This is a genomic window from Saprospiraceae bacterium (genome assembly GCA_016715965.1).
Lineage (GTDB): Bacteria > Bacteroidota > Bacteroidia > Chitinophagales > Saprospiraceae > Vicinibacter.
This window is the reverse complement of record JADJXG010000001.1, coordinates 2,823,352-2,835,807: the sequence shown is the minus strand read 5'-3', so window position 1 is coordinate 2,835,807 and position 12,456 is coordinate 2,823,352. Positions and strand designations below refer to the sequence as shown.

The window sequence follows — 12,456 nt, the reverse complement described above, 5'->3', positions numbered from 1 at the left end:
CTTTTTGATTCTGCAGATAACAGATTTTCAAGGCTTTTTATTGTATGAAAATGTAAAATTAATGGCATTCGATCTAAAAAAAATAAAAGATAAAGTTAAGTCGCATCTTAAAAAGCGTTTCTTGCTGATAATCAGAGAAGAAGATACCTTTGAAGAAATTGAAACCTACAAATTAACCCTGTTGAATGTTTATATTTTACTCAGTTCCTTGTTTTTTGCTTCTGGATTAATTCTTTTGGCATTAATTATAGCAACACCTCTTAAAACATACATCCCAGGGTATGGCGATGTCAAAAACACAGGTGAATTCATCCAATTAGAAAAAAGATTGGAAAATTTGGACAAGGAACTTAAAGCAAGAGAGGTGTATATTGATAATTTCAGGAGGATGATCTCCAACGAACCCATCACAACTGCCGATGTCACCAAGGACATTACTATTAATCAGGAAGTTAGCAATCCAATTCCCAAAATAAAAGAAGATTCTTTGTTAAGAGCCAATTACCAGCAAAATCTCGGGAAATCACAAAGCACGAAACAACAAAGTAAACCGATCAGAAATTTTACAAACAGCGGTACTGATATTGATAAAGATCTGTACGATTTGCCTTTTAGCTCTCCATTAAAAGGTACTCTTGGAGCTCATTTTGGCCCGGACAAGGACCATTTCGGATTGGACATTATTGCTCCTGAAAATTCGCCCATCAAATCCATCCTTCCCGGAGTTGTGATCCAGTCAGATTGGACCCTGGAAAACGGGCATACCATCTCAATTCAACACGCAAACAACCTGGTTTCAGTTTACAAGCACAATTCTGCACTACTCAAAAGGACAGGAACAAACGTGCGCTCTGGAGAAGCCATTGCCATCATTGGCAATACAGGAACCCTCACCAAAGGACCGCATCTTCACTTTGAACTATGGCACAAAGGCAATCCCGTGGATCCTGCTCAATACATCCGGTTCTAAAAGAGATTCTAAGAATCCCCTTTTTCTAAACCGTTTGATATTATGTTGTTTGATCCGATCGGTTCTTAAATAATTCTTAAAATGAATAAATTCAAAACATGTCTATTGGATGCTTGTTTTATTCAATATTTTAGATCACATTTTAAAAAATAAAACGATGGTGTCAAGTAAAAACATTGGTTTCCTCTTCTTTCTATTGCTTACCCTGCTCCTGAGCTCCTGTACAGTTGTAAAGCAAGGTCAGTTTGGTATTAAAAGGACTTTGGGTAAATACAATGACAAGGTCTATACCAGTGGTTTAAAAGTGTACAATCCGTTTGTGAGCACTATTATTAAAGTTTCAGGCCAAACTGAAAATATTGAAGTGAATATTAATATTCCTTCCAAAGAAGGACTTACCATTCAAAGCGAAGTTTCAATTTTGTACAGGGTGATACAGAAATCTGCAAAAGATCTATTGATCGAAGTGGGATTGGACTACGAAGAGACCATTATCTTACCGGTATTCAGATCAGCTGTAGCAGATGTTACCAGCAAATATTTTGCAAAAGACATGCACAGCGGAAATCGTCCCGAGATCGAAGTGGCCATCCGGGAATTAATGATGCAAACCCTCAAATCCAAAGGTATTTTGGTGGAAAATGTGCTCTTAAAAAGCATCTCTTTACCAAAGAATATCAACAAAGCCATTGAAGATAAATTGGAAGCTGAGCAACAGGCTCAAAGAATGGAATTTGTCCTTCAACAAGAGAGAAAAGAAGCAGAACGAAAAATTATTCAGGCCGAAGCACTTAGAGATGCCAATAAAATTATAACAGAAGGGCTTACACCCAACATACTTCAATACAAAACACTGGAGGCATGGTTGGAATTAAGTAAATCCAGCAATTCAAAAATCATTATTGGCAATGGGACCTCAGTACCGATGATGATGAACATCGATGACAACAACCCAAAAACTGGACTCGGGGCTTCTGACAAAAAATAAATTGGGAAGGAAATATATGTAAATTGAGATTCGTGAATTGGTGAAAAGCTGCTTGCAAAACAAGCAGCTTTTTTTTTCAATAGGCGGGTCTTCGCTAAGATCAATGGATTTAAAATGGGGTCAAAAAATAGAACAAGAGCATGTTTCTTCTCAGTAATTTTTACATCCATGAAAGGCTCATCAATTCTTTGAATACGGGCAAATGAGTTTAGCCGACAAAACCAATCCAAAAGATCTACTTCCTGTATATATCAGAAAAATAAGAAATTGTAAAAAAAAAGTCCGGCTGAAATAACGTTTCAAGCCGGACAACTATGTTTTTAAAAATGAAGGATCTAATTATCTAAGCACGCTAAACAATTTTGTCTTTGTTCCTTCTTCTGTAGAAACTCTGATAAAATATTGCCCAGCGGCCAAACCTGATACATTGAGTTCCTGATTAAGATGTACTACATTTTTGTGGCTGATAAAATCAAGCAGTCTTCCATTTACATCAAACACAGTAATGTTTGCGTTGGTGGGGTTTTCAAATTCCAATTGATATTGAAGATTATCATCCACCACCGGATTGGGAAATACGCGCAATACATGATCTGCCAGAGCTACTTCATCTGTCTTAGTCACCACTTCAATATTTAATCTCAAGAATGGCGCCTCCCCTTCAGGCCATGATTCAAACCAATATCCGGCATTGTCAATGACCGGCACTGTAAATGGATGTCCGCTATAATTTTTCTCCTGACTGGAACCGTGATATCTCCAGGTATTTTCATCTTCACTTGGTTCATTTTGATGACTGGCCACCAGAAAATAACGGCTCTTTGGAGATAGAACCAGATCTCCGCCTGTACGGCTGTCCGTCAATGGAATGGCAATGATTGAATAAGCAGCTTCATCATCTCCTGTAAACAATTCTTCTGACAATAGTTCAGTGGACGCACCGGACACACCTCCCTCCGCTGAAAAATTACTGAAATCAGCATTGACGGTATCCTGAACTTTCAAAAGTAAAATTTTGAAAATATAATTTTTGATGGTAGCACCAGAGCCATATACCAGCGAAAATTCAGCTCCCTTGGCAAGGAATTTATCATTTTGATTCCAGCAATCAGAGGTCTTATAGAGCGCTGCCACAGAATAGGCAGTCCCTCCATTGGCTCGTACACCACCCCTCACTCTTGGAGCGACAGAATATTGACTGGATGAAACCTCAAAGGAATCCAATCTGGCATTGTTTCTTGGATTATAGTCCGTTCCAACTCCTCCCCTTATGGTCCAACGGATGAAATATTTTCCCAAATCCAATTGGTCTGGAACAAAATGTTCTGCCATTGCTATATTGCGGTTGTCGTCATTTACTTCCAGGGTTGAAATCACTGTGCTATCGGTAAACAAAACACTGGTTCTGTCTTTATCCAATACCTCCACTTTAAGCACCACTTCATTTTGTGCCAAACCTCCAAGGTTGCTCACAGTAGAACTAAACCTAAAAGTATCTTGGCATATTTGTGAACGTGGCTGGCTATAAGCTGAAGGACTGTAAAAAGCCTGGACAAGCGCAACATCCAAATCAGGAAGGGACACCAGGCTTACATCGTCAATGATCCAAAAGTAGTAATCACCTTCAAAGATAAAACGCAGTTGGACGCCTGATTTTCCAGCCGCATGGGTAGTAATGTCAATTACCTGATGATTGTTTCTGGCAGTGCCATTACCTGGCAGGATGTCTTGGTTTATTCTGATTCTGGTCCAAGTAGATCCGCTGTCAACGCTCACTTCCAAAAAACATTCGGACAAGAAATTTTGATAATACTGATAAAACGAAACTGCTACTGAAGTAAAACTTGAGCAATCTATCAAAGGACTGGTGAGTGAACCACTGTGTGGGGAAGGTGCGACCCCTTTTCCCTCATTCCCTTCCACCCCACCATTGTCGAGAAAATCCGAATCAAAAATGATGGCACCGTTGGCAAAAGTGGGTGAATTGATCCTCCCTGCCAAATCGGAATAAGCTCCCCGGGAATTTCCGGAAGCCGTATAGGACCAAATGGCATTGGAGGCAGAATCGGATATACTGGAACTTAAGCCCCTTGTGGTCCAATTGCCCAAGCCGGCTGAAAAACTTGAGTTGGGGTCATTAGGGCCTCCCCACAAAACGGTTTGCGCGGGTAGTGCAATTCCTAAACATAAGGAAACCAATAAAATAGTAAATTTTTTCATTGCTTTGAGAGTATTTATTCTGATTAAATTAAAAATTAGCGCCTAAAGGTACAATTTTATCACATTTTGGCTGAGCGAAGTGTGCAATCCCCGGACACCGGTCTGTGATTATTTAACATAAAATCGCTGTACAAAATAATCTATTTGATTATAGGCTACCACAAAATACCAGCCTTCCGGAAAATCAGAGACATCAAATTCGATTCCACCATAGCTATTTTCATCTTCTATGACCTGTTGAATAAATACACCATTGCCCCTGAAAAGCCTGGCAGAAAAATTGCGATTTTTGTGATTGGAAATCAGGATTTGATCGGTGGTTTCCGAATAGCCGGCCTGCCAAAAAAGTTTAATGGTTTTGTCATCTACATGGGCAGGTTTGTAATTTCTTGGATGTGGCTTGGAGCCTATGTACTCGTATGCCCCAATGTCAACCTGACTGCCATGAATTCGAACTGATCCCGCATGGTCATAAGCTGTGGTGTAAAGCTTATTTCCCGCATCTATGGCAGGACTCTTCGACTTCAGTTGAAAATCAACCAATGATTCAAAATTATTCGCTTTAACAAACATTGGATCTGTCACCAAATCAACTTCACCCCTTGTAAACTGGAGAGAATTAAAATACAAATTGTGACTTATGAAAAACCTTTCAAAATTGTTGATCTGACTTGCTCTTTTGTCCTGATTTGCATAAAAGATATTATTTGCTACAACTCCATTTGTAGAATTTCGAATATAGAGTTCTCCACATTTCACAAAAATATTGCGGTTATTCCGGAAGCAGGTATTGTGAATGATTTTTAGATGATCCGTCTCAATCACATCTATCCCTATGCCTGAATTGTTGTGAATCACGTTGTTGGAAATTTGGATGGGTTGAAGATAACCTTTTGAGGAAGCGTCTATCGTGGCATAGCGATTGTCGCGAACGGAGATCCCACTGCCGCTATATGTTTTGTCGCAATCGGCAATTTCTTCTTCCAGCCTGGATTTTCTTCTTTGATGATGAATGGTGTTACCATTAATCAGTATATGTACTCCTTCGTTTTGATCAAATTCCACCAAATGTTGAATTCGAATTCCGCTGTTATTGGTTAGATTAAGCTCTCCATTTTCGTAAATCTGGTTGAATTGTATGGTCAGGTAATCTGCGTGTTGAAAAAAGATACCGGACCCGGGACAAGAGTGTATCAAATTGTCCTGAATTTTGATGTGATGGCAGATTTTAGATTTGTGGCTCACCCTCTGGGATGTAATTCCATTGCCTGTAGAAGTTTTAAAATCGGGGTCAGCCCCCAAGAACATTTTGTCATACCACTCATCATCCTGTTTGATTTCAAAACCTTCAATGGATATATACGACGCTCCGTCAATTAAAATGGCAGCGTCAAATTGAATTTTTATAATGGGTCTGTCTTCAGAGATGGATTTATAGACAATCCACTTTTTGTCGGTCCCCGAATTTTTTATCCGAAGAATCTCTTTGGCTTTTGACTGATATATTCCATAATCCACCCAGACTGTATCACCGGGTCTGGTTTTGTCGGCGGCTGCCTGCAGCGTCTTAAAAGCATTGGTAGGCTTACTGCCGTCATTGTTGTCATTGCCATAATCTGCTGAAACATACAGGGGTCTTGCGTGGATTTGAATCAAAGAAAAAAGGACAGAGAAATAAAAGAATTTTGCCATGAAAAAATTGATTTTGCCAATTGACCCATTGAACTTGTGCTTTCGCTGCAAACCTAAAGATTATTTTCGAGCCACAGGCGATTTGAAAAGTTCATTTTTTACAAAACAAATTATAGTGGCTTGTTAATAAATTGATTATGCCTTTTGCAGATTGGCTGGCCTGCAAACCATTGGCCCCAAGAATAAGAGCGAATGCATCCGAAAATATAGGAAACCGGGGCTTTCCAAAAAATTTTTCTCAAAGTTGGCAATAGCTTGTAAATTTGCACTTCTTTTGAAGGAAATTGACCCATGGTGTAACGGTAGCACCACAGATTTTGGTTCTGTTTGTTAAGGTTCGAATCCTTATGGGTCAACTTTTTTCGCTACTTCATTTTTCAATTGTCTCATTTTCAGTTTAGTAGTAGTAATCGATGGTGAGACGACAAAATCCTTAGAAAATTAAGGATGGTCCTATAGCTCAGTCGGTTAGAGCATCTGACTCATAATCAGAGGGTCCCTGGTTCGAGCCCAGGTGGGACCACTTTTCACCCTTTAAAAGCACTGACAACCAACCTATTACATTTGCTTGCCTCCTTTTTTGCCACCCTTTTTTGTGAACTATACTAAACTTTAGTAAACAAAAATAACTCCAAAATTAATTTACCTCTAGTTGATTCACTATTTTTTTCTAAAGGTAGTTCAATTAATACCTTTAGTATACATATTCAACTCACCATTTTTTTTATAAAATAGACTTGTCTTTTGCATTGAAAGACTTTACCTCCCAACCAACGCCCCCGGCTAGTTCTTGGAGAGTAAAAATACCCTCCCCCCTGCAACCAGGGGATTTTATAACTTTTTTAATTTTTTTCAAATGGTAACAGTAGTTTCTTATGCCGTAAGGCAAAATCAGGAGGGTCAGTCTTTTGTGGTACTGGTCCTTCAAGGTGATCTAGAGATCATCAAATCTCAAACCACAGGGAAATTCTATGCAACTTCCAAAAAGTGTAGCATAATGTCCACATTTTCTGAACAGATTGCAGCCACTATGGTAGGTCAAAAAATTCCAGGTGCTATCATCAAGCAAGAGTGTGAGCCTTACAACTACACAATTCCTGAGACTGGTGAGTCAGTGGTACTTTCTCACAGGTGGGAGTACACTCAAGATCCTCTTGGTGAAATGCTAAAGGCAGATCTGAGAACATTCAGCACTAATGGCAAAATGGTTGAAGCTTAGCTGTTGCCATTTCAGGAGGGGCGTATGCTTTGAGTGTACGCCTTTTCCTCTTTTGTATTTATTTGATTTACAAATGTAATAAAATTTAAGACATGAATATACGCAAAGCACAAAGAAGACAAGCCAGCATTAAGATGGCCATTCAGGGGCCTGCAGGTTCTGGTAAAACCTATTCCTCACTTTTGATCGCTAAGGGTTTATGTGGAAATCTTGAAAAGGTGTGCATCATTGACACTGAAAATGGCTCATCTGATCTTTATGATCATCTGGGCACGTATTATATTATAGCTATTCAATCGCCCTTTAGTCCTGAGAAATACATCCAGGCCATCGAGCTTGCTGAATCAAAGGGCATGGAGGTGATCATCCTGGACTCACTTTCCCATTCCTGGGAATTTCTGATTGATTTTCACGCATCTCTTACAGGAAATTCATTTTCCAATTGGGCAAAGGTTACACCCAGGCACAATGCCTTGATCACTAAAATCCTAAGCTCCAATGCCCACATCATCGCCACCCTCAGGGTTAAGCAGGATTATGTACTCAATGACAAGGGCAATGGTAAGCTGGTCCCAGAAAAAGTAGGTCTGAAAGCCATTCAAAGAGATGGAGTGGATTATGAATTTACCCTGGTATTTGATCTTGATATCAGGCATCATGCAAGTTGCAGCAAGGATAGGACAGGACTGTTTATCAATCTGCCTGAATTTATGCTGACAGAATCCACTGGCAGAAGTATCAGGGAGTGGTGTCATCAGGGTGTAGAGGAGGTTATCAGGAGAATAGAGGGAGCCCAGGATCTCAATGAACTTAGCCAGGTGTATTATCAATCCAAAGATCGCTTCCCAGAACTTCTGGGACAGTTTACAAGTCGAAAAAATTATTTAATTAACTCAAAATCAATGCAAAATGGAACTACAAACAATTAATCCTCTATTGGATGAAATGGATAAGCCCTTTATAGTAGCCAATACACTGCCCTGTGAACTGGAAGCTTTAAGGCAGGAGCATATCATCCCTGTATTCACCAAAGACAACCATCCTTTGATCTCCCAATCCCAATTGATTGAAATTACAGGGGATGTGCTGTCAAATTTTCATGATTTCAGAGTATCAAAGCCTCAGATCAGGGTATCTCATCCAATCATGGGCAGAATTCCAGAAGCCCGCAATAAAAGGGCAGTTGAACTGTTGCCCCATGAAAAGACCCTCTATTACGAAAGGATGATGTATTTGTATCAGATTGGAAATATTAAATCTGTAATTCAAGGTCAGGAGCTCTCCTTAGTGGTGGGAGGCGTAAAATCCTATTCATGGGATAATCTGAGCAAGGATAACAGGGCCCATCAGCACTTCAAATTCTTCGTGGGATTTCAGGTATGGGTATGTTCCAATCTTTGCATTTGTTCAGATGGGGTAGTGTTGGACTTAAAGGCAAACTCTTTAAGAATAATCGCTCAGCAAATCAAATTGATGATTGAAAAATATCAGTTTGAAAATCACTTAAACTGGATGGAGGAGTTGGGTAATTATAGCCTGACAGAAAGTCAGTTTGCACATTTTATTGGAAAATGCAGAATGTATCCCCACCATCCAGAGAGAGATTCAATTCCAGAAATATTGATCACAGACGCTCAGATAAACTCAGTGGTCAGGGGTTATTTTTCAGACCCCAACTTTTCATCCAAATCTGGAGAGATAAGCCTTTGGAATCTATACAACCTGATGACGGAAGCCAATAAAAGTTCCTATATAGATGGATTTATAGATCGAGGAGTGAATGGGGATATAATCATCAAAGAACTGGCTGAAGGAAAGGCTGGAAGATTGGAAAGCTGGCTGCTTTAATATTATACATTATGTTAGTAAAAATTTAAAATAACCCGGGTTTGTATTTAATCATACAGATCCGGGTTTTATCTCAGTCAGAAAAAATTGAATTTTTTAATTCTTTGAAATGCTCAGCGAATCATCTAAATGGGAATTTTTCGTAAGTTCTTTTTTGGGACAGGATGATTTCTGACATCTCATTCCATAATTTGAGCTTATCCTTGACTGGAGGCATTTTTTCCATGTAGAGATTTTTGATGTACTCCATATCCTCGGTGAGATTATACAATTGTCTTAAGGAATTGAGTATCACCTCTCTTTGACCCTCATCAAAATTGTCCATTAATTCAGGGACTTGGTTGGTCCTAAAAAATTCCAGTAAACATTGCTCCAGCTGATCCTTGTCTCCTTGGGCTTTGGGGACAAATTTTCCATTTACGATATGTAGATAATCGTTATAAAATTTATAATTGCATTCAGAGAAGCCAAAGGCGTATGGGCAATGAAAATATTCATGCCATAGGTTCACTGTAAATGGATAGTCTAACTTCATAAATTCGCCATCAAAGGACATTCTGTCCAAATAGTAATAAAAATCAGACCCTCTATCTGGTTTGAATGCCTCTATTCGCACACAGCAGTGAGCTCCTCCAGTGTAGGTTGAGATAAAAAGGATGTTATCACCCAACTCTTCGATGTACATAAGCTTAGCGGTGGTTTTAAAGTCAAAAGTGTTGATGTACTCCCTAAGCGAGATAAAATCTCCTAAATTGAATTTTCTTATGTCCTCTTCCCGCATTTCCTCACTGACTCTTAATTTGACGTTTCCATCTGTATTGATGAATACAGCCTCGGTTACTCGTTTTGATTCAGCAGGGGGTATTGCACTTTGGTGTTGCCAGCACAGTCGATTTGGGTTATCTGTTACTCTTTCACATTGAATTCCATTTTCCAAAATCGCCAGACATTGATTTAAGGCAGGCATGCCAGAGAAACAGTCATCAGCTTCGCCAATAATTTCCACAGAATACTGATACCCCTTATCATTCACAAATTGGGTATTTCCGTTGGCATCAAACTCTACCATTGAAAAATTAGACTGATCCATCCATCCTTGTGGAAAATTGATCCTCTGCAGCTGGTTGTCAGATACCTCAACAATCAATTGGTAATCGGATTGGGTGCCTGTATTTGGGTTGAAGTAATGGACGGTTGCGCAATAGGGTCCATTCAGTATTTTATTCTCCTGAATTTCATCTTCAGGTTCAGATGAATTATCTGAATAACTGGAGCTTGTGGAACTCCCTCCTCCAAAGCAGCCAAGGCCTGACAAAAAGACCAGCATCAAGAGTATTTTCAATTCCTTTTTTAGTAAATCCATGCCTTATTTTTTGAGCGCACCCATGATCTCCATGAAACACTCCACACTGGCCTCCAGATTTTCGATGATCTCTTCAGCCAAGACATCAGGGTCTGGCAGGTTGTCCAGGTCAGTGAGGCTTTTATCCTTGATCCAGGTGATATCCAGGCTTGTCTTATTCCTGGCAATAATATCCTCGTAGCTGAACTTTCTCCAGCGTCCTTCTGGATTTTTATCTGGATCAAAGGTTTCCTTGCGTTTGTGGATATTTTCAGGGTTGTAGCATTTTATAAAATCAGCCAGGTCGTCATATTTAAGGGGATTTTTTTTGAGGGTGAAGTGTATGTTGGTCCTGAAGTCATAGAACCAAATCTCTTTGGTCCAGGCAGTTTTGGAGCTTGGTTTGTTGTCAAAGAACAGCACATTGGCCTTTACCCCCTGCTTATAAAATATCCCTGTGGGCAGGCGCAAAATGGTATGCAGGTTGGTTACCTCAAGCAATTTCTTGCGGATGGTCTCACCAGCCCCTCCTTCAAATAATACATTGTCTGGCAATACCACAGCAGCCTTTCCATCGCTTTTCAGCATGGTTTTGATGTGTTGTACAAAATTGAGCTGTTTGTTGCTGGTGGTCACATAAAAGTCCTGACGGTTGTACGTGAGGTCTTCAGAATCCTGCTCTCCTTCCTCATTGGTAAAGGTCATGCTGCTCTTTTTGCCAAAGGGAGGATTGGCCAGCACATAGTCCACTCTCAGACCACTGTCAGAAATCAATGCATCTGCAGGGGATATGAAGGTGTCGCTTTCAAAATCACCAATGTTGTGCAGAAAAAGATTCATCAGGGCCATCCTGCGGGTATTGGCCACTATCTCATTGCCATAAAAGGTCTTCAGCTTCAAGAACTCCTTTTGCTTCTTGTCCAGACTGTAGTTTTTGGGATCTGCTATAAAGTCATAGGCAGCCAAAAAGAAGCCTCCTGTGCCACAGGCAGGGTCTGCTATGGTTTTCATAGGCTCAGGCCTTACACAGGTCACCATGGCCCTGATAAGTGCCCTGGGCGTGAAATATTGCCCTGCACCACTTTTGGTGTCTTCCGCATTTTTCTCCAGCAGGCCCTCGTAGATCTTGCCCTTGAGGTCAGCACCCATGGTGCTCCAGTTTTCATTGTCTATCATGGCTATGAGCCTTGCCAGCTTGGAGGGGTCATTGATCTTGTTTTGGCTCTTGGTGAAAATCTGACCTAAAAATCCCTTAGCATTGGACAGCTCATGCAGGGTATGCACGTAATGATCAAACAGCTCAGCCCCTTTTTTGTCGGTCAGACTTTGCCAGTTGCATTTTGGTGGGATTTTAAGATCTCTGTTGTAGGGAGGCTTGCTGAACTCATCTGCCATTTTTAAAAAAAGCAGATAGGTCAGTTGCTCCAGGTAGTCTCCGTATCCTACGCCATCATCCCTCAGGACAGTGGCAAAGCTCCATACCTTGGAGATGATGCTTGAAGTATTATTTTGTTCTGTGCTCATTGTATTACTCTAAAGTTATTAATCCAAGTTTTATTTTCATATAAAGTTGACATAAAAATCTTTCTTTTCAAGCTAGGATATCTATCCATCAAAATAGATTTAACAGTTTCAAATACGGGTATAGGCATTTGCTGACTGAAAGTTATTCTTTGAACAATATTAATGGGTACATTAATTTCAAAGTTGTTTTGATTGTTTCCTCGCCAAATAACCCGATACTCATTTTCAAGTTTGTAGGGCAATCTTTTTATAAATGGAATTTCACCCAACGCAAAACTACCTGGCTTTGATTCATTGATTTTTTTATATTTTACTTGACCATGGAGAAGTTGACTGTCATTGTTGAAAATATTAATCAACTGGACTGCATCAAATTCAATGCAACATCCACTTGAGCCATTTGAAAATGTTTTCCAGTGGTGGATTGTTTCATGCCCCAAGACAAAACATAGAGCAAATAAATATTTCACTGAGGCTCTTTTCTTATACTCTTCAATAATCAATGAGTCGTTTTTATCTTCCCAAGATTTAGGATCCAGTAAAACCAATTTTTCTCTCTCTAAATAATCGAGAAGGACAGGTAGTTGGGTATATCGATTAAGTATTATCACGTTTGTTGATGCCATATCGCACTTTTTCCTTTTTATTTTAGT

At 39.7% G+C, this 12,456-nt stretch carries 10 protein-coding genes and 2 tRNA genes; 7 read left to right on the top strand and 5 right to left on the bottom strand.

What is annotated here, in order from left to right:
* Positions 1–121 precede the first annotated feature (121 nt).
* Together IPM48_10770 and IPM48_10765 are read left to right on the top strand one after the other, a co-directional pair.
* The gene (locus tag IPM48_10770; GenBank protein ID MBK9272067.1) at positions 122–970 is read left to right on the top strand and encodes a M23 family metallopeptidase; all 849 of its coding nucleotides are present in this window, start codon (positions 122–124) and stop codon (positions 968–970) included.
* 157 nt (positions 971–1,127) lie between these two features.
* Entirely contained in the window at positions 1,128–1,958 is an 831-nt protein-coding gene (locus IPM48_10765; GenBank protein MBK9272066.1) for a prohibitin family protein, read from the top strand.
* 339 nt (positions 1,959–2,297) lie between these two features.
* Here IPM48_10765 and IPM48_10760 read toward each other — a convergent pair whose 3' ends face one another.
* Positions 2,298–4,178 (bottom strand): T9SS type A sorting domain-containing protein, encoded by a 1,881-nt coding sequence (locus IPM48_10760; protein MBK9272065.1) that lies wholly within the window; start codon positions 4,176–4,178, stop codon positions 2,298–2,300.
* A 108-nt stretch (positions 4,179–4,286) separates the two neighbouring features.
* The gene (locus IPM48_10755; GenBank protein ID MBK9272064.1) at positions 4,287–5,870 is read right to left on the bottom strand and encodes a right-handed parallel beta-helix repeat-containing protein; all 1,584 of its coding nucleotides are present in this window, start codon (positions 5,868–5,870) and stop codon (positions 4,287–4,289) included.
* A 285-nt stretch (positions 5,871–6,155) separates the two neighbouring features.
* Between IPM48_10755 and IPM48_10750 the strand changes: the two genes are divergently transcribed.
* From IPM48_10750 to IPM48_10730, 5 genes are all read left to right on the top strand, one after another.
* Positions 6,156–6,226, top strand: a tRNA-Gln gene (locus IPM48_10750).
* Between the two features lie 93 nt (positions 6,227–6,319).
* A tRNA-Ile gene (locus IPM48_10745) sits at positions 6,320–6,393 on the top strand.
* Positions 6,394–6,726: 333 nt separating this feature from the next.
* Entirely contained in the window at positions 6,727–7,089 is a 363-nt protein-coding gene (locus IPM48_10740; protein ID MBK9272063.1) for a hypothetical protein, read from the top strand.
* A gap of 92 nt (positions 7,090–7,181) precedes the next feature.
* The gene (locus tag IPM48_10735; GenBank protein ID MBK9272062.1) at positions 7,182–8,018 is read left to right on the top strand and encodes an AAA family ATPase; all 837 of its coding nucleotides are present in this window, start codon (positions 7,182–7,184) and stop codon (positions 8,016–8,018) included.
* Complete coding sequence (locus IPM48_10730) at positions 7,999–8,937, top strand: DUF3871 family protein (GenBank protein ID MBK9272061.1); 939 nt, start codon at positions 7,999–8,001, stop codon at positions 8,935–8,937. The genes IPM48_10735 and IPM48_10730 overlap by 20 nt, the downstream gene beginning before the upstream one ends.
* Positions 8,938–9,058: 121 nt before the next feature.
* Here IPM48_10730 and IPM48_10725 read toward each other — a convergent pair whose 3' ends face one another.
* Genes IPM48_10725 through IPM48_10715 form a run of 3 tightly spaced genes read right to left on the bottom strand, consistent with a single transcriptional unit; the run spans position 9,059 to position 12,429 of the window.
* A complete protein-coding gene (locus IPM48_10725) occupies positions 9,059–10,300 on the bottom strand; it encodes a hypothetical protein (GenBank protein ID MBK9272060.1) in 1,242 nt (413 codons plus the stop codon).
* Positions 10,301–10,303: 3 nt separating this feature from the next.
* Entirely contained in the window at positions 10,304–11,803 is a 1,500-nt protein-coding gene (locus tag IPM48_10720; GenBank protein MBK9272059.1) for an SAM-dependent DNA methyltransferase, read from the bottom strand.
* Positions 11,800–12,429, bottom strand: a complete 630-nt coding sequence (locus tag IPM48_10715; GenBank protein MBK9272058.1) for a hypothetical protein — start codon at positions 12,427–12,429, stop codon at positions 11,800–11,802. Before IPM48_10715 ends, IPM48_10720 begins: the two co-directional genes overlap by 4 nt.
* Between the last annotated feature and the right edge of the window lie 27 nt (positions 12,430–12,456).

Coding starts and splice junctions, on each gene's coding strand:
- IPM48_10730 (MBK9272061.1), top strand. CDS start 7,999: ATGGAACTACAAACAATTAATCCTCTATTGGATGAAATGGATAAGCCC.
- IPM48_10725 (MBK9272060.1), bottom strand. CDS start 10,300: ATGGATTTACTAAAAAAGGAATTGAAAATACTCTTGATGCTGGTCTTT.
- IPM48_10765 (MBK9272066.1), top strand. CDS start 1,128: ATGGTGTCAAGTAAAAACATTGGTTTCCTCTTCTTTCTATTGCTTACC.
- IPM48_10735 (MBK9272062.1), top strand. CDS start 7,182: ATGAATATACGCAAAGCACAAAGAAGACAAGCCAGCATTAAGATGGCC.
- IPM48_10715 (MBK9272058.1), bottom strand. CDS start 12,429: ATGGCATCAACAAACGTGATAATACTTAATCGATATACCCAACTACCT.
- IPM48_10760 (MBK9272065.1), bottom strand. CDS start 4,178: ATGAAAAAATTTACTATTTTATTGGTTTCCTTATGTTTAGGAATTGCA.
- IPM48_10755 (MBK9272064.1), bottom strand. CDS start 5,870: ATGGCAAAATTCTTTTATTTCTCTGTCCTTTTTTCTTTGATTCAAATC.
- IPM48_10720 (MBK9272059.1), bottom strand. CDS start 11,803: ATGAGCACAGAACAAAATAATACTTCAAGCATCATCTCCAAGGTATGG.
- IPM48_10740 (MBK9272063.1), top strand. CDS start 6,727: ATGGTAACAGTAGTTTCTTATGCCGTAAGGCAAAATCAGGAGGGTCAG.